The sequence below is a fragment of the Arthrobacter sp. 10T413_2 genome (genome assembly GCF_056394205.1).
Genome location: NZ_JBFTHK010000003.1, coordinates 1 through 20,806, shown reverse-complemented (window position 1 = coordinate 20,806; position 20,806 = coordinate 1). Strand labels below are relative to the sequence as shown.

Genomic DNA, 20,806 nt, shown 5'->3' with positions numbered 1-20,806 from the left:
ACAGATGGCTCGACCAATCACACTGTTTACCGGCCAGTGGGCCGACCTGCCGTTMGAGGAGGTCGCCCGGCTCGCCGGCGAGTKGGGCTACGACGGCCTGGAGATCGCCTGCTGGGGTGACCACCTGGATCCCTGGCGCTGGGATGACGACGCCTACGTGCAGGGCAAGCTGGACATCCTTGAACGCCACGGCCTCAACGTGTGGACCATCTCCAACCACCTCAAGGGCCAGGCAGTCTGTGACGACCCCATCGATGAACGGCACCGCGGCATCCTGCCTGACGTTGTGTGGGGCGACGGCGAGCCCGAAGGGGTCCGCCGCCGTGCCGCCGAGKAACTGAAGAACACCGCACGGCTCGCCGCCAGGCTCGGCGTGAAGACGGTAACCGGCTTCACGGGATCATCCATCTGGAAGTACGTGGCGATGTTCCCGCCCGCCTCCGAAAAGATGGTCGACGCCGGCTACCAGGACTTTGCGGACCGGTGGAACCCCATCCTGGACGTCTTTGACGAGTGCGGCGTCCGGTTCGCCCACGAGGTGCACCCGTCCGAGATCGCCTATGACTACTGGACAACGCAGCGTACCCTGGAGGCGATCGGGCATCGCGAGGCCTTTGGCCTGAACTGGGACCCGAGCCACATGGTGTGGCAGGACATCGACCCGGTGGGGTTTCTGTGGGACTTCAAGGACCGCATCTACCACGTGCACTGMAAGGACACGAAGAAGCGGCTGGCCAACGGCCGCAACGGCCGTCTCTCATCCCACCTGCCCTGGGCTGATCCGCGCMGCGGCTGGGACTTCATCTCCACAGGCCACGGCGACGTGCCATGGGAGGATGCGTTCCGGATGCTGAACGCCATCGACTACCGCGGCCCGCTGTCCGTGGAGTGGGAGGATGCCGGCATGGACCGGCTGGATGGTGCCCCCGAAGCGCTTGCGTTCGTGCGCCGGCTGTCCGGCTATGAACCGTCCGCAGCGGCCTTCGACGCCGCTTTCAGTACCAAGTAGCACACAGCAGAACGGCCGGTCCCAGGTACTTCGGGGGCTGGCCGTTCCGCTGTGTCAGCGCTCGTCTTGTGGTGATCAGACCGCAGCCTGGGCGGCGGGCGCTGACTCCGCCAGGGCAGTCTCCGCCAGCGCCAGATGCCTGCGCGTCATCTCCGTGGGGTCATCCTGGAGCCACTCGTGGCCGCCCCACTCGCTGGTCAGCGTACCTGTGAAACCGTTCCTGCCGAGCAGGCTGCCAAGGTCCCGCAGCGGCTGTGTAACCCGGCCGCCGTCGTCGTCCAGATCCCAKAACTTCAGTTGGAAGGCACCCACCAGCGGAAGGATGCCCTGAAGGTCTGCGGCATCGCTGCGGCCGAACCGGATGAGCAGGTTCATGAAGAGGGTATGGATGTGCGGCGGAACCTTCCCTGAGCGGAGCAGGGCTGTMGAGGCGTCGAGGGTGGCGGGGTCTCGCCAGTCCTTCTCCAGCCGCACCATGAGTTCCGTGGGTCCTGGGGAGCGGGAAAAGACCGCCACAGCAGTCCAGGTTCGAGCTCTATTGTCTTCGTCACGGAATCCGCGATGCCAGTGACAATGTCCTGGGCCGTCCGCCGCGCTGCCGTGACCTCCGGAGTCCAATTGAAGGAGCTKGCGCAGAGGGTCCAGTTGTTTGGAATTGCGGGGGTCATAGCATGCCTTCCCATTTATGCTTCTTAATGACAAGCTTATGTCACTTTTAKGATAAAGAATGGAAGTCATGTTGCAGACCGCCTTGCGCGAAGATGCGCTGACGGCCACCCCGGGGGGCTTTGAGCTTCGGGTGGGTCTTCCCTGGATCCGCTCGATGCCCTTGTCCAGCGTGGCAGGCCTCGCAGTTGAGGTCGACGGCGTCCGGGTGCCACCTGGAGAGTTGGCGGTGGTGCTGGGGGCCCGCAGTGTGCCGGCGGATTCACTGCAGGCCGAGTCCGGCTGGTGGTTTGTGCAGGACAGGCTGGTCCTGGCCGGCAAACGCGAACTTCGCTGCGGTGCACACGCCGTGGCTGTCGGCTTCCAGCTCCTGGTGCCCTACCTGCAGGCACGTCCCGGCTCGCYGCTGCTCCTGCCATTCCGTCTGGAGGCACTGCTGGATCCTGACCGGGCGCCGGTGCCCAGCGTGTCCCGCGACGTGGCCTGAGGGGCTATGCCCAGGCCGCGCAGTGGACCCTATGCGGGAACAGGGGCCCGTTCCGGGGACGGCCGGCCCTCCGCGAACCAGCGGGGGAAAGTGACGTCGAACAGCTGCTCGCGGGCCAGTTCAGCTCCGCCGCGCAGCGGTTCGCGCTCATCGTTTACCGAGAGCGTGATAGTAAGGTCGCGGGTGGCGAGCGGCAGTGACAGTTCATAGACCCGCTGGCGCACCTCGGCCAGGAACACTTCACCGGCGGACGCGATGGCGCCGCCGATCACGATGACTCCTGGATTGAACATGTTCACCAGGGCCGAAATCGTCTCGCCTGCCACCCGTGCCGACTTCTGGATGAGGGTGATGGCCAGGGGGTCCCCGTCGTGGRCTGCCAGGGTGATGTCCTCGAGGGTCAGCGCTCCCTTGTTCGCCTTCGGGGACAGGGAGCTGCTGGCACCTTCCTTGATGGCCTGTTCGGCATCCCGGACGAGGGCCCAGCCGCCGGCAACAGCTTCCAGGCAGCCGATCTTGCCGCAGCGACACTGCGCGTCGGAATCGGAAACCCGGACGTGTCCGATGTCACCGGCGGCCCCGTTCGCACCGCGGTGAATCCTGCCCTTGGACAGCAGGCCCGCTCCGACTCCTGAGCCGATCTTGCAGTAGATGAGGTCCACCAGGGAGTCGCGCCGCCGGGCGCGTTCGCCGAGGGCAAGCAGGTTGGAGTCGTTATCTACCCATACCGGCGCGTTGAACCGTTCCTCGAATGGCGCGCGGACATCGTAACCGTTCCACCCCGGCATKATCGGAGGCGCCACGGGCTGCCCCGAGGCGAAGTCCACCGGGCCGGGAAGCCCCACCACCACACCCCAGACGGGCACCTTGTCGTCTTTCTTCAGGATGTCGTCAATCAGGGACATCGCCGCCTCGATGGTCTTCTCCGGACCCTGCGCGATGTCCCATGGGCGGTGCGTGTGTTCCAGGATGTCGCCGTCGAGGGCCGCTACGCCGACCCTCATATGAGCTGCTCCGAGGGCGCAGATCACGATGCGTCCCCGCTCCGCGCGGAAACGCAGGGTCCGGGGGGCGCGGCCTCCGGACGAGGCTCCGAACTCGCCATCGCCGAGGAAGCCCATCTGGATGGCCTGATCCACGCGCTGACTGACAACGCCCCTGCCCAAGCCGGTGACCTTGCCGATTTCAKGGCGCGTGGTGGCCTCGCCCGTACGCACCAGGTTGACGATCCGCAGGAGGCTCGTTACTTCATCCGTCTGTGCTCCAAAGCGGAGGGTGGAKTCTGTCGTCATGGCAACAATTCTCACACATTGGAGCGACTAAGGTGCGGCTTGATGTGACTATAGCCAAAACTTTTCCTACTTATGAATAATAAGAACATAAGAAGGGAGGCAACGATGCCTTGGGGAGCAGGGATTCTTGGAGCAGGGCCGGGCGTCGCGGCCCTTCACCTGCCGGCGCTGGGAGGGCTGGCGKAACTATTCACGGTGCAGCACATTGCCGATGCCGGCAGCGGTCGCGCTCGGGTGCTGGCGGAGAGGCTTGGCGCCCGCCGGTCKGAGGKGGACGCGGACCTCCTTGAAKACCCAATGGTGGAGGTGGCACGTCACCGACCTGGATGAGCTGCTCGAGGACATCGCCCTCACCTGGGCCCTAAGGGGCACCTGAAGCGAATGATGTCGAATTCGGGCATTCTTTTGTTTTTTTTGGACTAAAGTGAGGTAGCATGGCTAGTGGCGCCGGGGTTCCCTCGGGACCCGTTCTCGTCCGTGATGGTGCGGCCGAGGCACAACACGTCGCGTCGACGGCCCGATCGTTCGGGTAGATCACTATGCCACTTTCGCCTTTGAGACTCCGTCTCCTTGTTATCTCCCTCCTTACGGTCTCTTTCCTCGGAGCCCTTGACCACACTGTGGTGTCCACTTCCCTGGCCACCATTGCCGGTGAGTTGGGCGCACTGAAACTGATGAGCTGGGTCGTTGTGGGTTATACCCTCGCCAGCACCGTGCTGCTGCCCGTGCTCGGCAAGCTGGGTGATGTGCTCGGAGCGCGGCGGATCTTCCTGGGTTCGCTGGTCATGTTCCTGGCCGCCTCCCTGGCCTGCGGTCTTGCCCAGGACATGGCGTGGCTCATCGCGGCGCGTGTCCTGCAGGGGATGAGCTCAGCGGGCCTGCAGTTGATGTCCCAGACCATCATTGCCCGGGTCACGACGCAGCGGGAACGGCCGCGCTACATGGCCATCATTGGTGCGGCTTTCCCTATTGCGATCCTCGTTGGCCCCGTACTCGGCGGCGCCATCACGGATTACTGGGGCTGGTCGTGGGTCTTCTGGATCAATATTCCGGTCGGCGCAGCGGCCCTGGGCCTCGCATTGATCGCTGTTCCGCACCTGGAACCGGGACCCATGCCGCGCCACTTCGACGTCGCCGGGGCGGCTGTTTTCACCACGGCCCTGGTGGCCCTCGTGCTCGCCGTCACGTGGGCTGCTGAACGGAGCGCCGGCCATGGCACCGCTGCGGCGCTTGCAGTGAGCGTCCTGGGCTTCGTTGCCTTCTTCTTTATTGAGCGGCGGGCTCCCGAACCCATCGTGCCGCTCCACGTCTTCGCCAACCGGACGATTGCGGCAGGCACCGCCTTATCGGCGATCATCGGCGTCGGGCTTTTCTCCATCACTGCCTACCTGCCMACTTACTTCCAGATGGCCTACCAGACCACCGCCACAGTGTCCGGGTTCGTCCCCATCGCAACAGTGTTCGGCATGCTGATCAGCAACCTGCTCACGGGATGGCTGGCCACCCGGACCGGGCGGTACCGCATCTTCCCGATCCTGGGAACCTCTCTGGGAGCGGCCGGACTTTCGGTGATGGCCTTGCTGCCTGCCGGACTTCCGCTGTGGGTTCCCATGATTGTCATGGGGGTTGTTGGAATKGGCACCGGAGCGTTCATGAGCCTGATCGTCGCGGTGGTGCAGGGTGCGGTGCCGGCCAGCCAGACCGGCACCATCACCGCAACCATCAACCTGGTGCGCCAGGTGGGCTCAACGGTCGCGACGGCGATCATCGGCGGGGTGATCGGCTTCGGCGTGGCGGCGCTCCTGCCGCCCGGCCTCGACGCTTCCACGTTGACCCCCCACCTGGTGCACGGGGCGGCGCCGGAAGTTCAGGCAAACGTCGCTCACATCTACGGCTCAGTCTTCACCCCCATCTTCATTGCCTTGGCGGCCACCTACGCCGTGGGAATTGTCGCAGCGGTCMTGCTTCCGCATGGCCGCCTGTCCGACGAACCCGTTCCCGCTCCCCACGCACCTTCCKAATCCCTTTCGGCCTGATTTCAAAGGAGACATCATGTCCAACCCCACTATCGCCATTGTCGGCAGCGGGCCCATCGGCTCCACCTATGCACGGGTGCTCCTGGAGCAAGTMCCAAGTGCCCGGGTGATCATGTTCGAGGCCGGCCCGCAGCTKACCGACGTTCCCGGCGAAAGTGTCCGCAACATCCCTGACCCCGCCGAAAAGGCCCGTGCGCGGGAAATGTCGCAGGGACCGCAGGCCGGCGCCTACCGTGAATCGCTCGGCATCCCGGCCGGGACTGTCACCGAGGGAATGTTCACGGCCCGCCAGGGCACCCACCTCCTCGACTTCGGTGGGGCAGGCTCCGCCTACGCCTCAAGCTTTCCCGCGGCGGCTGCGGCCACCAACGTCGGCGGCCAGGGTGCGCACTGGACCTGCGCCACGCCGTCGCCGGCGTTCAGCGAGAAGATTCCGTTCATCGCCAACGAGGAGTGGGATGAGCTGATCGGCCAGGCAAAGGAGCTCCTGCACGTCCACAGTGCCGCGTTCGCCGATTCCACCGTCKGTGAAGCCATTAGGTCACTCCTTGACGAAGAGTTCGGCGCGGAACTGCCGGAGGGGTACGGCGTTGGCACCCTTCCGGTTGCCGGCGACCCGCAACCGGACGGCTCCGTGCGCTGGGCGGGCGCCGACGTCGTCCTCGGCCCGCTCCTTGATAAGGACAGCCCGCTCTCAAAGCAATTCGAACTCCGTGACCTCACCCTGGTCCGCCGCGTGGAGCTGGACGGACACCGGGCTAGCGGGGTCACCGTCCAGGACCTGCGCACGGGCGAGACGTCATTTGTGGCCGCGGACGCCGTTGTCGTGGCGGGGGATGCCTTCCGCTCCCCGCAGCTCCTGTGGGCTTCGGGCGTGCGACCGCAGGCGCTCGGCCACTACCTGACCGAGCATCCCGTGGTCATCTCCACGGTGGCGCTGGACGCCGAAAAGATGCGCCGCTTCGCCACGGAGGAGGACCTCGACGCCGAACTGGCCCGGCGCGCATTGAACCYGGCAGACCCTGTTGCGGCAGTGAACCGCATCCCGTTCTCCGAGCCCGAGCACCCCTTCTCGGTCCAGGTGATGTATTCTGAATCGACTCCGTTCCCGATGGAGCCGGGAACCCCCTACTCCGAGAACCGCTGGGGTTACGTCAACATGGGCTACGGCATGCGCAAGCACCCGCGCTACGAGGATGCCGTCACTTTCGACGACAACGAACCGGACTACCGGGGATTCCCCAACATGACCATCGAGTACGCGCTCACAGAGCGGGAAGAAGCGGAAATCGCCGAGGCCACTGAGCGGCTGCGGCGTGCCGGCAAGGCCCTTGGCGCCTTCGTTGCCGAGCCCCGCCTCATGCCGAACGGCTCGAGCCTTCATTACCAGGGCACCATGCGCATGGGTGAAACCGACGACGGCACCTCGGTGGCGGATCCGTGGTCACGCGTGTGGGGCTACGACAACCTGGTGGTGGGCGGAAACGCGCTCATTCCGACGGCAACGGCCATGAATCCCACGCTGATGAGCGTGGCCATCGCCGTTCGCGGCGCCCGGAAAGTTGCTCAAGAGCTTGGTTCGGAGGGCGCCTGAACGGACAGCTCTTGGAAAGCCGGGTGCCACCGACCGCTAAGACGGCCAGGCTCGGAGCACGGATAACCTATGGGTATGAAGAACCTGGACCTGAACCTGTTGCCGCAACTGCAGGTCCTGCTGGAGCTGCGGAACGTTTCCCGGGCGGCTGAAAGGCTCCAGCTCAGCCAGCCAGCCACCAGTGCCGCGATGGCCAGGCTCCGGCGCCATTTCGACGACCAACTCCTGGTGCGGAACGGCCGAACGTATGACCTCACGCCCTTCGCGCAGTCCCTGGTCCCGCTGGTTGATGAAGCCATGCTTCACATCCAGCGGGCCACGCGTGTACGGTCCGGGTTCGACCCCGCCACGAGCGAGCGGGAATTCATCATCGCAGCCTCGGACTACGCGGCGGCGCTGATTGTGGGTCCCCTGCGGGGGATCCTGCGCGAGGCCGCCCCCGGCGTGTCTGTAGATTTCGTTCCCACCGCCAAGTCCGGGATCCAGGGCCAGATGGCCGACTACTCTAAAATCGACCTTCTCGTCGGGCCCACGGGGTACCACATGCAGGGAGCCAGCAAGCAGCTTTTCCGGGACAGCTTCGTGGCTGTGGCTGACTCCGGAAATCCCCTGCTCCAGCAGCCCCGGCTCACCCTGGAGGACCTGGCCACTGTTCCCCACGCCGTCGGCTATTTCGGTGAGGGAATCAGCACCCCGGCGGACAAGCTGTTCGAGTCGCGGGGCATCCAGCGCCGCGTGGCAGCTGTGGTGGCCGGGTTCCTGTCCCTGCCACTCCTGGTGGAAGGGACAGACCTTGTGGCGCTGGTCCCGGGAATGCTGGCAGCACGGGCCCAGCGCGGTGCGGAAATCGCTGTGCTGGAGTTCACGKACGACGCTGAAGCGTCCCTCGTGGAAGCAATGTACTGGCACCCGTCCCAGACGGAGGACCCTGCCAGCGTCTGGCTGCGTTCGGTGGTCCAGCGGGCCTGTTCGCGGCTGCACGAACTTTTCCCCGTCACCGCCCACCCGGTGACTATCCATGCGGCGGATACCACCTAGAGCCAAAGCGCCATTCCCCGTCCGGACCAACCCTGCGAAAGTCGAAGAAATGTACTTTCAGAAGGGACCCCCTATGCCTGTCTCCAGMCAGCGCTTGGCCGGCAAAACCGCCGTCATCACCGGAACGGCCAGCGGCCAAGGCAGGGCGGCGGCGCTCGCCTTCGCTGAGGCAGGGGCCTTAGTGGTCGGCTGCGACATGGACGACGCCGGCGCCGCAGCCACCGTCCGCMAGGTCACCGCAGCCGGGGGCCGGATGAGCAGCAGCCGGGTAGACCTCACGGACGAGGCCGCTGTGGCGGCATGGGCGCAGGACGTAGCCGCAAACCATGGCCAGATCCACATCCTGTACGCAAACGCGGCGGTCACCCGCTTCGCCCCGGTGGAGCAGCTCACGTTTGCCGACTGGAAGTGGAATGTTGAACACGAGATGGACGTGGTGTTCCTGCCKGTCAAATACTTCTGGCCACAACTGATCCGGGCGCAGAACGCCGCCATCGTGCTGGTGGGATCCACGGCAGGAGTTACCGGATCCATGACCAACGGCCGGCTGGCCCACACCGCCACAAAGGGAGCCGTCGTGGCCATGACCAGGCAACTCGCGGCCGAAGGGGCTCCGCATGGACTGCGCGTCAATGCTGTCAGCCCCGGAATGATCCGCACTGCAGCCACCGAGGGCAACCTCCTGGCCGCCGACCACCCCATGCGTTCCATCGCCGGCAGCATCCCGCTGGGCCGGATTGGCTCGCCGGAGGAAGTGGCCAAATGTGCGCTGTTCCTTGCCTCCGAGGAAGCGTCCTACGTGACGGGTGCCAACTTGATGGTCGATGGTGGTTGGTCGGCGGTGCTGCCGGGCTAATTGGGAGCGTGCTGCAGGGCTAGCGCATGGCGTCGGAGACAGACTTTGCTCCGCCGTGGCCTGACTGGCCGCCGTCCACGGGGATCTCGGCACCGGTCACGAACGAAGAGAGCGGGCTGAGGAGGAACAACACGACGCCGGCCACCTCCTCCACGCTTCCAGTGCGCCCCAGCGGGGTCTCGGCCATGGTCGCCTTCCTGAACTCGGCCTTGGCGCCCGCCGTCATGGGCGTCTCGATGAAGCCAGGGTGGACGGAATTGACCCTGATTCCCCGGGGGCCAAGTTCCATGGCAGCCACCTGAGAGAGCCCCCGCAGTGCCCATTTACTGGCGGTGTAGGCCACCGGATAGTGCGCTGTCAGGCCTGCGACGGAACCGACATTAACAATGGATGCCGCGCTGGCCATCAGCGGCGCGAGGGTCTGGATGCCGAGCAGGACTCCGGCAACGTTCACCTCGTAGACGTTCTGCAGGTCAGCCACCGAGGCATCCAGCAACCGGCTGCGCTGGGTGATGCCTGCATTGTTGACGAGCCCGTTCACCTGCCATCCCTGGGACCGGATCCATTGAGCGAGATCGGACCAGCCGGAKGCATCGCTGACGTTCAGCTGCCGGTACACGAGCGCACCGGTCGACGTCGATGACACGACGGCCAGCCCAGCCGGCATGTCCGCGGCGAGGTCTGTGGCGATGACACGGGCCCCGGCCTCCACCAGCATGCGCGCCTCCGCAGCGCCCTGGCCCTGGCCCGCGCCGGTGACCACCACAGTCCGGCCATCGAGCTGAAGGGAGACCACCCTAAGTCCCGGAAATAACCGCGGAGGCAACCCGGTTGCGCGGACGCTGCCGGGCACGCACACGGGTCCCGGCGTTGCGGCGTTCACCCACCGTGTTCTCGATGCTGCCGATGCCTTCCACTGTCATGCGGACCACGTCGCCGGACTTCAGCGGCGGGGGAGTCTGTGAGCCGTTTCGCCCCCAGAGCTCCGCGAGGCAACCGCTGCCGCACGTGCCGGAGCCCAGTACATCGCCCGGGCGCACCACGGAATCCTGCGAGGCGTACGCCACCAGCTCGGCGAAGGGCCAGCCCATATTGGACAGCAGGTCCTGGCMGATGGTTTCGCCGTTGACTTCCACGGCCATGGAGATCGGCAGGAACCCCTCGGCGTCGTGCAGGTCCTCGAACTCATCGGCGGTGACAATCCAGGGCCCCAGCGTGTTGGCGAAGTCCTTGCCTTTGCACGGCCCTAGGCTGACTTTCATCTCCCGGCGCTGCAAGTCGCGCGCCGACCAGTCGTTGAGGACGGTGTAGCCGAAAATGTGCCGGTGCGCCTCCGTCGCGGTCAGGTTCCTGCCGTTGCTGCCGGGGACACGCCCGACGACGGCGGCGACTTCCGTTTCAAAGTCCAGGTCGTCGCAGCCGGCAGGAATACCGATCACCTCACCGGTRCCGGTCACCGTGTGGGGGTTTGTGAAGTAGAAGGTGGGTGCCTCGTACCACTCGGGCACCACGCCTGCCACGCCGTCGATGCTTTTCCGCACGCCTTCGACGTGTTCCTCGAAGGCCACAAAGTCCCTGATGGTGGCGGGCAGCAGTGGGGCGAGCAGCTGCACGTCGGCCAGGGGAACGGCAGGGCCAGAGCCGATGACTTGCCGGGCAAGACTCAGTGTTTCGTCCAGTCAGGTGTCCAGCAGGGCCTGGACGCCCTGKCCTTTGGGCAGGGCGTAGCAGGTTCCGTTGTCCACGAAGCCGGACTGCGTCCCGCCGTCGTGGTTCCAGCGTGCAATCTTGACCATGAAAATTCTTCCTTAGGCTGTGCGGCGGGCGGTAAGGATTGAAGCGGGCGTGATGCCCAGGGCGGCAGCGTTGCCGGCCAGCACTTTGGCCTCGTCCTCGGGAGGAAGCAATGCCTCGGCTACCCCTGCCACGGGGAGGTCGGAGCCCATGTCGAACGGGTAGTCCGAGCCGAGCAGCACCCGTTCCGGGCCAGCGGCGGCCACAAAGGCGCGCAGTTCAGCAGCGCTGTGGACCAGCGAATCGAAGTACAGCTTCTTCAGATATGACGACGGCGGCTGGGCGCAGCCGTGTGCCTCCGGCCGGACCCGCCAGGCATGGTCGGAGCGGCCCAGAGTGGTCGGGAGGTAGCCGCCGCCGTGCGCGGCGATGACCTTGAGGTCCGGGTGCCGGTCCAGGACACCGCTGAAGATCAGGTGGGACAGGGCCACMGCGTTTTCTGCGGGCTGGGAGACGGTGTTGGCGAGGTAGAAGCGGTCCAGCCGTTCGTCCAGCGAGCAGCCGAACGGGTGCAGGAACACCACGGCCCCCAGCTCCTCGGCACGGGTCCAGAACGGTTCCAGACGGGGGTCGGAAAGTTCAACGGAGCTGCGTTMCGGGTCGCCGGGAGTAGCGGCAAACGAGCCGATTTCCACGCCAAGCAGCCCGCACTCCAGCACAGCGTGTTCCAGCGCTTCCACCATCAGGGCGGGGTGCTGGAGCGGCACGAGACCGAGCCCGTTCAGCCGCTCCGGAGCGCGGCCCACGAACTCCAGCACCGCCTGGTTGGCGGACCTGGCCACCTGCAGGGCCAGATCCTCGCCGGCGAAGTAGTAGAAGTGCGACGGGGACGGCGAGACCAGCTGGGCGTCCACGCCTTGGGCGTCCATGTCCGCCAGCCGGCGGTCCAGGTCCGTCAGCTGCGGCCACCGCTCCTTGATCATCCGGCCCGAAGCGGCCATGGACTCCGGTCCGTTGCGCCGCACTTCCAAGGCCTGCTGGGCGCCGAATCCCTCGGGATCAGCTTCGGCCACCAATTGCTGCAGGGCCGGAAGCAGGATGTGGGCGTGTACGTCCACCGTGGGCGTTTCAGCAGAGTGGGCGCTCATGCGGGTTCCCTGAGCAAGGTGGACAGCGAGTGCATCAGGCCGGGCACGTCGGCGTCCCGAACGCCGTCGAGCATCCACTGGCCCAGCTGGACGGAGGCGCTGACCACCGCCTTTGCCCGGTCCAGGCGGCGGTCGGTGAACTCCTTCCACAGGGTCTCCGTGAGGTCGTCGGCCTGTATCAGCAGCTCGGCCAGCACGGCGGCGTCTTCCAGGGCCATGGCAGCACCTTGTGCCACCGTGGGCGGGCAGCTGTGGGCGGCGTCGCCGATGATGACGGTGCGGCCGCGGTTCCACGGCCCGTCKACCAGGTGGGTGGTGAACCACGTGTAGTTGATGCGGGCGCTCTGGTCCAGGCTCGCGCGGATTTCGTTCCAGGGGCCGCCGTAGGCCGCCGCGAGTTCGGTCATGATGCGGGGGCCGTCTTCGTGCTTGCGCTCCTGGGCTTTCTCTACGAGGTAGGCGTAGATGGTGTCCGGGCCGGTGGGGCAGTAGCCGGCGATGAAGCAGGGGCCGCCGTAGGTCAGGTCGGTGCGGACCACGGCCTCTGGCCGCTCCACGAACGCGCGCCAGATACCCATGCCGGTGGGCTGGGGTTCGACGTCGATACCGATGGCCTTGCGGACAGCGGAGTGCAGGCCGTCTGCGCCAATCAGGAGGTCGTAGCGTGSGGTGCCGCCGTCGGCGATGCTGACGGTGACGGAACCGCCGTCGTCCGTTATTCCGGTAACGGTCTTGCCATAGCTGATCCGTGCACCTGCCTGCTCAGCCCGTTCGCGGAGGATCGCAGTCAGGTCGGGACGGTACATTCCCAGCGTGGCGGGGAGGTCCTCGCCGCCGGTCCGGATGTCCTCGAGGACCGCGATGACGGTGCCGTCGGGGTTCGGGGCGCGCAGGCCGAGGGTGCTGAACGCGTAGCCTTTCGCCTCGATCTGCTCCCAGACGCCGAGCTGGCGGAAGATCCGTAAAGCGTTGCCCTGCAGCGTGATTCCCGATCCGAGGGTCTGCGGGGCTTCCGCCTTCTCCAGGACTTCCACGTGGATTCCGGCGTCGGCCAGCAGGATGGCTGCGGTCAGTCCCGCGGCTCCCGCCCCGACGATTCCGACGTTCTGTACTGCTGCCATCGCTGACTCCTTTGTATTGACGGCGTAACTGCTGGTGGTTGTGTTGCTGTTGTACTGAAAGCTACCGGACCGCGATTACCGGACGGCGATCGGGTTGACGGGTGACCCCACGGCCCCGGTGATGGGAAGCGGTGCGGCGGTGAGCAGGAAGTCATACCTTCCGTCCGCCGCGCACGCTTCCGCCAGGCCGTCCGGGTCCCACATTTCACCCAGGAACAGCCCGAGATTCGGAATGGCGATCTGGTGGAGTGGCTGGAATGCGCCCTCAAACTCGTTGGGACGGACCTCGAAGCCCCAGGTGTCGGTGGCGATTCCGGCGATTTCGCTGCGGTGCAGCCACGGCGCGGTGCTGAAGGACAGCCCGGGGGCTGAGCCGCCGGCGTAATCGCCCCAGCCCTCGCGACGGACCCGGGCGTGCTGCCCGGTGCGGATTACCACGATGTCGCCCCGGCCTACTCTGGAGCTGGGTCCCTGCAGTTCAATGGTCCGCTGGAGGTGCTCCGGGGTGATGGCGAAACCGTCCGGCAACTCGCCGTCGCTCCGGCCCACCTCGGGTCCGAGCGCGCGGCCAACGTCCAGCAACACACCCCGGGTCACGATCTTCGCCGCAGCGGTTTCGATCCCGGTCACCAGGTCACCTTCAGAGGTGACCACGTCCCCGGCAGCACGGCCATTCCAAGCCTTGCCTTGGTCGAAAATGTGGCCCAGGCCGTCCCACTGCGTGGAGCACTGCAACGGCATGGCAACGACGTCGTCTGCTCCGCCGAAGCCGTGCGGGAATCCCTGGTTGCCGCGTTCGGCGTCCACGCCGGTGTCGGTCATGGTGTGCACGGGGTTGGTGCGGCGGCGCCAGCCCTTCTGCGGTCCGTTGGTGTCGAAAGGCTGGGACAGCGAGAAGGCCTCGCCCGTCTTCACCAGGGCTGCTGCTTCGATGCGMTTGGCCGCGTCGATGAAGTTCAAGGTCCCCAGAACGTCGTCTGCGCCCCAGCGGCCCCAATTGTTGTGGGCTGCAGCCATGGCGCGGATGCTGCCAAGAGGGTCCTCACGCCGGATCACCGGTGAATCGGTGGTAGCTGATTCCACGGCGCCGGTGGTGATGCCGGCCCTGCTGATGGGGGCGGTTTCCTGGGCGGTCACGGCTGGCTGCCTTCAGTTTGCGCTTCGTCCCTGCAGCGGATCAGCTGGGTGCCCAGCCCGGTGATGGTGCCTTCCATGACGTCGCCGTCCTGGAGCAACCGGCCCCAGTGCTGTCCGTTGCCGGCGGGACTCCCGGTCAGGACCAGGTCGCCGGGGCGCAGCGGCATGATCTGGGAGGCCTCGCTGACCAGCTTGGCCACCCCGAAGATCATGTCCCGGGTGGATTCGTCCTGCATGGCCTTGCCGTTGAGCTTCAGTGTCACCTGGACGTCCTGCGGGTCGCCGAAGAACTTTGCCGGCACCAGCAGGGGTCYGGTCGGCAGGAAGCCGGGGGCGTTCTTGGCCCGGTACCAGTCCGAGCCGATGGCAGGCATGTCCTTGCGGAAAACGTACTCCCGGGTGGTGATGTCGTTGACCATGGTGTAGCCGAACACGTACTCCAGGGCTTCCTCGGGGGTGACCCGGAAGGCCGTCCTGCCGATGACCGCTGCAAGTTCCAGCTCCCAGTCATGGGACTTGGAATAGGACGGCAGGGTGAGGTCCTCCGTCGCGGACGCGATCGCCGTCGGCAGCCCGATGAAGAAGTACGGCGTGCCCTGCCCTGCCCGCTGATCCATCATKGCCGCCGTCTTGGCGCGCACTTCTTCCTCGTCCTCGCCCTGGCCGCGGTGCGCTGCGGCGAGGTCGATCACGTGCTTGCGGTAGTTGGCGCCGGTMTGGAGGACCTGGACCGGCTCCACCGGGGCAAGGAGCTCCACGTCGGCCGCTGCCAGGCCAGTACGCTCAGCGGCGGAAGCGGCGATGGCATCCAGTTGGCACTCCGTGGTGTCCCAGTGCTCAATGATGGAATTGATCTCCTCATTCAGCGGCACGACACGTCCGCCCACCAGCATGCCTGCCCGGGCCTTGGTGTCACCCGGTTCCTGAAATCGGATCAAAGAATACGTAGCTTCAGCCATGGCGCCGTTAGCCCCGTMCCTGCTTGGCGTAGGGGTTCAGGAGGGCTTCCTTCATCTCGGGCGAGGCGCCCTCTTCGGTGGCGGTGAAGCCTTCGGCGGGAGGGAATGATTCGGTCATGGAGTGCGGCATGGCGCCGTTCTTGTAGAAGTTGTTGGAACCTTCGGAGGGCTTCCAGGTGTTGGCCTCCCAGTCCGGGACGTAGTTGCGGTAGCCGCCGGAGTTGAGCTCCACGCGCAGGCCTGACGGCTCGCKGAAGTAGAGGAAGTTCTGCTCACCCACGCCGTGAATGGAGGGACCGTATTCCATCGGGGTGCCGTTTTCCATCATGACGTCCGCGGTGCGGAGCAGGTCCTCGATGGCGTCAACCCAGAAGGCGATGTGGTTGACGCGGCCGGGGCGGTTGGAGGTGTCCAGGACAACGCCGAGGTCGTGGGATTTTTCGTTGGTGGTGAGCACGGAGAAGACGGTGATGGGGGCCTCGTCCAGGTCCACGAATGCCATGACGCGGAAGCCGAGGGCCTCGTTGTACCACTTGGCGAAGCCGCGGACGTCCGACGTGGCAACGGTGACGTGGTCCAGGAATCGGGGAGCGGCGGCGTGGCTGCTGCGGCGTTCCGGCCGGTCAGGGTAGGTGGACTCGAAGCCGGCTTCGGCGACGAACTTATCCACGTCGTAGAACAGGCGCATGTGGTGGCCGTAGGGGCCCGTGAATTCGTACGCCTTGCCGTAGCCGTGGCCGCCGGCGGTCCAGCTGCCCTGGACTCCGGTTGCTTCGACGCCCCGGGCTGCTGCTTCGAGGGCTGCCTGGGAGTTGGTGCGCCAGGCCATCCGGCCCAGGGAGGCTTCCGGTCCTTCGGTGATGACCAGGCTGTAGCGGTAGTAGTCGCCCCAGCAGCGCAGGTAGACGTTGCCGTTTACCCGGTCGATGATGCGCATGCCGAACTTTTCCTCATAGAACGGTGCCGAGGCTTCGACGTCCGGGGTGGTGATCTCGAGGTGGGCAAGATGGGAGAGGGGAGTTTCCACGTTGAAGTCCTTCTTTGTTGCTGCTGGACGGGACCAGCGGGTCTAGTAACCAGACTGAAGCACCGGAGCTATTCGGTGAAGGGTCGTTTCCTGATGCCACGTATTTGTATGGCAGATAGTTGAAATGACCCTCGATCCGCGCGTTCCGGAAGCAGCCACSTACACAAGCGGCCAGGGGTAACGCATGCCGGTGCGGTCAACCGGCAGGACCCGTGCATGCAGCAGGCGCTGCACACGGTGCTGGAGGGCGGTGACCTCGTCGTCATCGAGGAGCTCGGCCACCCCGGGGGGTGTTGCCTCTGCGAGCGGAGCGATGTCCTCGAGCAGGGCGCCGGGGATCGGTTCACCGGCGAAGTCCCAGATCACGGTGCGTAGTTTGAACGCCGCGGAGAAGCACAGCCCGTGGTCGATACCCCACACCCGTCCGTTGTGGCCGCGGAGCACGTGGCCGCTTTTGCGGTCCGTGTTGTTGGCGACGTAGTMGAATAGGGCGATCCGGGCCAGCTCGCGGTGGGTCTCGGGGGCGTCTTCGTACAGCGTGAAGTAATGCTCCTGGAAGTCGCACTCGATGAACCACTGCACCGACCCGATCCCCAAGGGGGCGTCCTCGCGAATCACCGTCGGCGGCACGAGTCCCCACGCCAGGGATTCGCTCAGCAGGTAGGCGGCGCGTTCCCGTTTGTAGAGCCCGGGCTCGAAATCGGACAGCGGCTGTTCCCCGGCCTCCGGCTTGTAGACCGCATACGCGGCGTCGTCCCCGCAGGAGACCTGGACCAGGAACGTCTCGTTGCTGCTGCGCGGGATGCGTCCGAGCAGCTCGATGCGGCCCTCGGCGAGCAGGGTCAGCTCCCGGCCGGACACCGTCTGCCCCGTTTCACCGAAGGTCCCAATGCACGCTGTCCCGAATTCACTGCGGCCTCAGCCCGCTGAGAGGTTCTGCCGTCGAATTCACCATGAGCACGGCGGGTGCCTGACCCTCCACAAACGAGATGGCCGACACCGAGCCCGGGCTGATGACGATGCGCTGGAAGAGGTCCAGGGGCGTGCCGAGGGCGTGGGCGACCGCGGCCTTGATGGGATCGGCGTGGGAGAAGCACACGACCACGCCGTCGGCGTGGGCTGCACGCAGTGCCTCCATCGCGCCGACGATCCGCGCCTGCATCTCCGGAAAGCTCTCGCCGTCCGGGAAGCGGAAGGCGGACGGGCTGTGCTGGACGGTCTGCCATTCCGGCAGGGCCGCCAAGTCGGCGATCGCAGATCCGGTCCAGTCGCCGAAGTCGCATTCGAGCAGCCCGTCGTCGTGCTTCACGTCCAGTCCCGTTCGTGCCGCCGTCGGCTCCGCCGTCTCGCAGGCGCGCTCCAGCGGCGAGGAATAGACGGCGCTGACGGACAAGCCCGCGAGCCGGTCCGCGACCCGTTCGGCCTGGGCCCGCCCGCGGTCGGAGAGATGCAGTCCGGGGGCGCGGCCCGGCAGCACCGTGCCCGTCGTCGGCGTCTCCCCATGGCGCACCAGTAGCAGGAGCGTGCCCTGCCGCTCAGGTGAAGTGACGGGTGCCGGCGATGCCGGCGGCGTTGCTGCAGTCATCAAGATCTAAGCGTAGCGCCAGGGGCCCMGCCCGAGCTTGCGAGGGAAGGGGGAGGCGCAGAGCGGTATGCCGCACTCGGGCCCAAAGCTCAGGAATCTCAAAGAATCCCTCGATTCCCCGCCGGGTACAGGTCTACGGTGGAGGAGTGAGTGATCGCCCCGATATCTTCACTGTTGGTGAACTGCGTGCCTCCGGCCACGTTCACAAGGACCTGCGCCGCGAAATCCGCGACAACCTGCTCGCCGCGCTCGCCGCCGGCCGCAATCCCTGGCCCGGGATGTACGGGTTCAGCCGGACCGTCCTGCCCCAGCTTGAGCGCGCCCTGCTCGCCGGCCACGACGTCGTCCTGCTCGGCGAACGGGGACAGGGCAAGACGCGGCTCCTGCGCACCCTGGCCGGGCTGCTGGACGAGTGGTCGCCGGTGATCGAGGACTCGGAACTGAAMGAACACCCGTACGAACCCATCACCGAGCACTCCCGCGCCCTCGCCCTCACCGAAGGGGACCGGCTCCGGGTGGCGTGGCGCCACCGCTCGGAACGGTACGTTGAGAAKCTTGCGACGCCGGACACCTCCGTCGCCGACCTGATCGGCGACGTCGACCCGATGCGGGTGGCCGAGGGGCGGCGTCTCGGGGACCCGGAAACCATCCACTATGGTCTGGTCCCGCGCTCCAACCGCGGCATCATCGCCATCAACGAGCTCCCCGACCTCGCCKAGCGGATCCAGGTCTCGATGCTCAACGTGATGGAGGAACGCGATATCCAGATCCGCGGCTACGTGCTGCGGCTGCCGCTGGACGTCCTCGTCGTCGCGTCCGCCAACCCGGAGGACTATACGAACCGCGGACGGATCATCACGCCGCTGCGGGACCGCTTCGGCGCCGAGATCCGCACCCATTACCCGATCGAGCTCGACGACGAGGTGGCCGTMATCCGGCAGGAGGGGCACMTGGTGGCCGGTGTCCCGCCCGTCATCCTCGAGATCCTGGCCCGCTACACCCGGGCGCTGCGGCAGTCCCCGGCGATCAACCAGACCTCGGGGGTGTCCGCKCGGTTCGCGATCGCCGGTGCCGAAACGGTCCCCGCGGCCGCCCTGCGCCGGGCCAGCGTCCGCGGCGAGGACGAAGCCGTCGCCCGGATCATCGACCTGGACGCGGCAGTGGAGGTCCTCGGAGGGAAGATCGAGTTCGAGTCGGGCGAGGAAGGCCGGGAACAGGACATCCTGGACCACCTGCTGCGGATGGCCACCGCCGAGGCCGTCCGGGCGCACTTCCACGGCATCGATATGGGTCCACTCGTGGCCGCCCTCGACGGCCACACCACGGTGACCACCGGGGAGCTGGTCACGGCGCGGGAGTTCCTTGAGAACCTCCCGTCGCTCAACGGATCAAGCCTCTACGACGAGATCGGGGATCGGCTGGGCGCAACCAACGACGGACAGCGCGCCGCCGCCGTCGAACTTGCGCTGGAAGGCCTCTACCTCGCCCGGCGGATCTCCAAGGATTCCGACGACGAGGCGACGGTTTACGGTTAGGCGCCGTTACGGCTAAGGAGGGCCCATGACCGCTCACCACCGGTCCCGCTATAGCCGCTACGCGGGCGGGCCCGATCCGCTCGCGCCGCCGGTGGACCTGGCGGAAGCGCTGGACGCCGTCGCCGAGGACGTCATGGCCGGCTACTCGCCCCGGCACGCCCTGCAGGAATACCTGCGCCGCGGCGGCCGGAACCGGGAAGGGCTGGACGAGCTCGCCGGGCGCGTCCAGCAACGGCGCAAGGACCTCCTGGGCCAACACAAGCTGGACGGCACCCTCAACGAAGTGCAGAAACTGCTGGAGACTGCGGTGCTGGAGGAACGCAAACAGCTGGCCCGCGACGTCCGGATGGACGACACGGACCGCGCCTTCCGCGAGATGCAGCTGCAGAACCTCCCTAAGTCCACGGCCGCGGCGGTCAACGAACTCGCCTCCTACGACTGGCAGTCCAGCACAGCCCGGGAGGCCTACGAGCAGATCAAGGACCTGCTGGGCCGCGAGATCCTGGACMAGCGCTTCGCCGGCATGAAGCAGGCGCTCGAGGGCGCCACCGAGGAGGACCGCGCCGCCGTCGCGCAGATGCTGGGCGACCTCAACGAGCTCCTCGACAAGCACCGCCGCGGCGAGGACACGGACGCGGACTTCCAGGACTTCATGGCCAAGCACGGCCAGTTCTTCCCGGAGAACCCGCAGTCGGTCGAGGAGCTGATCGACGCGCTCGCCGAGCGCGCGGCCGCCGCCCAGCGGATGCTGCGCTCCATGTCCGCCGAGCAGCGCGAGGAACTGACGCAGCTTTCGGCCCAGGCATTCGGCTCGCCGGAGCTTATGGCACAGCTGGGCCAACTCGACGCGAACCTGCAGGCCCTGCGCCCCGGCGAGGACTGGTCCGGCTCCGAACAGTTCAACGGCGAAGAGGGGCTGCGACTCGGCGACGGCACCGGCGTGCTGCAGGACCTCGCCGAACTGGACGAGTTGGCCGAACAGCTCTCCCAGTCCTACAACGGCTCCCGCCTGGATGACCTGGACCTGGACGCGCTCGCCCGCCAGCTGGGACAGGACGCGGCGGTGTCCGCCCGGACCCTGGCGGAGATCGAGCGGGCCATGCACGACGGCGGCTTCCTGCAGCGCGGCGCCGACGGCGACCTAAAGCTCTCCCCGCAGGCCATGCGGCGGCTCGGAAGATCGCTGCTGCGGGACACCGCCAAGCAGCTCTCCGGCCGGCAGGGCCGCCGGGACACCCGCGTTTCCGGGGCGGCTGGGGAGCAGACCGGCTCCAGCCGGCCATGGGAGTTCGGCGACGCCGAACCGTGGGACGTCACCCGGACCATCACCAACGCGATCCGCCGCACCATCGCCGACGGCGGCGACCCGCGCCACGGCCTGCGCCTGGCCGTGGACGACATCGAGGTGTCGGAAACCGAGGCCCGCACCCAGGCCGCCGTCGCCCTGCTGGTGGACGTGTCCTTTTCGATGGCCGCCGAGGGGCGCTGGGTGCCGATGAAACGGACCGCGCTCGCCCTGCACCACCTCGTGTCCACCAAGTTCCGCGGCCCTGCACCACCTCGTGTCCACCAAGTTCCGCGG

Annotated in this window: 17 protein-coding genes and 2 pseudogenes; 8 read left to right on the top strand and 11 right to left on the bottom strand. The window is 66.6% G+C overall.

Going from position 1 to position 20,806, the window contains the following annotated elements; translation table 11 throughout:
- Nucleotides 1-4 precede the first annotated feature (4 nt).
- Complete coding sequence (locus tag AC1DBQ_RS01110; protein WP_476926729.1) at nt 5-1,009, top strand: sugar phosphate isomerase/epimerase family protein; 1,005 nt, start codon at nt 5-7, stop codon at nt 1,007-1,009.
- Nucleotides 1,010-1,084: 75 nt separating this feature from the next.
- Here AC1DBQ_RS01110 and AC1DBQ_RS01105 read toward each other — a convergent pair whose 3' ends face one another.
- The gene (locus tag AC1DBQ_RS01105) at nt 1,085-1,525 is read right to left on the bottom strand and encodes a hypothetical protein (protein WP_476926728.1); all 441 of its coding nucleotides are present in this window, start codon (nt 1,523-1,525) and stop codon (nt 1,085-1,087) included.
- 220 nt (nt 1,526-1,745) lie between these two features.
- Here AC1DBQ_RS01105 and AC1DBQ_RS01100 point away from each other — a divergent pair, with 220 nt between their 5' ends.
- The gene (locus AC1DBQ_RS01100; protein WP_476926727.1) at nt 1,746-2,162 is read left to right on the top strand and encodes a C-glycoside deglycosidase beta subunit domain-containing protein; all 417 of its coding nucleotides are present in this window, start codon (nt 1,746-1,748) and stop codon (nt 2,160-2,162) included.
- A 29-nt stretch (nt 2,163-2,191) separates the two neighbouring features.
- On the opposite strand, the gene AC1DBQ_RS01095 is transcribed toward AC1DBQ_RS01100, so the two are convergent.
- Nucleotides 2,192-3,454, bottom strand: a complete 1,263-nt coding sequence (locus AC1DBQ_RS01095) for an ROK family protein (protein WP_476926726.1) — start codon at nt 3,452-3,454, stop codon at nt 2,192-2,194.
- 539 nt (nt 3,455-3,993) lie between these two features.
- On the opposite strand from AC1DBQ_RS01095, the gene AC1DBQ_RS01090 reads away from it, so the two are divergent.
- From AC1DBQ_RS01090 to AC1DBQ_RS01075, 4 genes are all read left to right on the top strand, one after another.
- Nucleotides 3,994-5,490, top strand: coding sequence for an MFS transporter (locus AC1DBQ_RS01090; protein WP_476926725.1), 1,497 nt, complete (start codon nt 3,994-3,996; stop codon nt 5,488-5,490).
- 16 nt (nt 5,491-5,506) lie between these two features.
- The gene (locus AC1DBQ_RS01085; RefSeq protein WP_476926724.1) at nt 5,507-7,084 is read left to right on the top strand and encodes a GMC oxidoreductase; all 1,578 of its coding nucleotides are present in this window, start codon (nt 5,507-5,509) and stop codon (nt 7,082-7,084) included.
- A gap of 75 nt (nt 7,085-7,159) precedes the next feature.
- A complete protein-coding gene (locus AC1DBQ_RS01080; RefSeq protein WP_476926783.1) occupies nt 7,160-8,122 on the top strand; it encodes a LysR family transcriptional regulator in 963 nt (320 codons plus the stop codon).
- Nucleotides 8,123-8,195: 73 nt separating this feature from the next.
- Complete coding sequence (locus AC1DBQ_RS01075) at nt 8,196-8,978, top strand: SDR family NAD(P)-dependent oxidoreductase (protein WP_476926723.1); 783 nt, start codon at nt 8,196-8,198, stop codon at nt 8,976-8,978.
- 19 nt (nt 8,979-8,997) lie between these two features.
- Here AC1DBQ_RS01075 and AC1DBQ_RS01070 read toward each other — a convergent pair whose 3' ends face one another.
- The 9 genes and pseudogenes from AC1DBQ_RS01070 to AC1DBQ_RS01030 form a co-directional block, all read right to left on the bottom strand.
- Nucleotides 8,998-9,774, bottom strand: a complete 777-nt coding sequence (locus tag AC1DBQ_RS01070; protein WP_476926722.1) for an SDR family NAD(P)-dependent oxidoreductase — start codon at nt 9,772-9,774, stop codon at nt 8,998-9,000.
- Nucleotide 9,775: 1 nt separating this feature from the next.
- Nucleotides 9,776-10,774: pseudogene (locus AC1DBQ_RS01065) on the bottom strand (fumarylacetoacetate hydrolase family protein).
- A gap of 12 nt (nt 10,775-10,786) precedes the next feature.
- A complete protein-coding gene (locus AC1DBQ_RS01060) occupies nt 10,787-11,860 on the bottom strand; it encodes an amidohydrolase family protein (RefSeq protein ID WP_476926721.1) in 1,074 nt (357 codons plus the stop codon).
- On the bottom strand, nt 11,857-12,981 hold the full coding sequence (locus AC1DBQ_RS01055) for an FAD-dependent oxidoreductase (RefSeq protein ID WP_476926720.1): 1,125 nt from the start codon (nt 12,979-12,981) through the stop codon (nt 11,857-11,859). The genes AC1DBQ_RS01060 and AC1DBQ_RS01055 overlap by 4 nt, the downstream gene beginning before the upstream one ends.
- A gap of 75 nt (nt 12,982-13,056) precedes the next feature.
- On the bottom strand, nt 13,057-14,118 hold the full coding sequence (locus AC1DBQ_RS01050) for a cyclase family protein (RefSeq protein WP_476926719.1): 1,062 nt from the start codon (nt 14,116-14,118) through the stop codon (nt 13,057-13,059).
- Nucleotides 14,115-15,077 (bottom strand): fumarylacetoacetate hydrolase family protein, encoded by a 963-nt coding sequence (locus tag AC1DBQ_RS01045; protein WP_476926718.1) that lies wholly within the window; start codon nt 15,075-15,077, stop codon nt 14,115-14,117. The genes AC1DBQ_RS01050 and AC1DBQ_RS01045 overlap by 4 nt, the downstream gene beginning before the upstream one ends.
- Before the next feature lie 7 nt (nt 15,078-15,084).
- Entirely contained in the window at nt 15,085-16,104 is a 1,020-nt protein-coding gene (locus tag AC1DBQ_RS01040; protein WP_476926717.1) for a VOC family protein, read from the bottom strand.
- 162 nt (nt 16,105-16,266) lie between these two features.
- Nucleotides 16,267-16,965: pseudogene (locus tag AC1DBQ_RS01035) on the bottom strand (SCO1664 family protein); the annotation flags it as partial.
- 46 nt (nt 16,966-17,011) lie between these two features.
- Nucleotides 17,012-17,689, bottom strand: a complete 678-nt coding sequence (locus AC1DBQ_RS01030) for an MSMEG_4193 family putative phosphomutase (protein ID WP_476926716.1) — start codon at nt 17,687-17,689, stop codon at nt 17,012-17,014.
- Nucleotides 17,690-17,835: 146 nt separating this feature from the next.
- Here AC1DBQ_RS01030 and AC1DBQ_RS01025 point away from each other — a divergent pair, with 146 nt between their 5' ends.
- Together AC1DBQ_RS01025 and AC1DBQ_RS01020 are read left to right on the top strand one after the other, a co-directional pair.
- Nucleotides 17,836-19,224, top strand: coding sequence for a sigma 54-interacting transcriptional regulator (locus AC1DBQ_RS01025; RefSeq protein ID WP_476926715.1), 1,389 nt, complete (start codon nt 17,836-17,838; stop codon nt 19,222-19,224).
- A 25-nt stretch (nt 19,225-19,249) separates the two neighbouring features.
- A partial coding sequence (locus AC1DBQ_RS01020; RefSeq protein ID WP_476926714.1) for a vWA domain-containing protein occupies nt 19,250-20,806 on the top strand: 1,557 nt, incomplete at its 3' end.

What these genes read in the sequence shown, in the direction of transcription:
- AC1DBQ_RS01030 (WP_476926716.1), bottom strand. Translation starts at nt 17,689, where the DNA reads ATGACTGCAGCAACGCCGCCGGCATCGCCGGCACCCGTCACTTCACCT.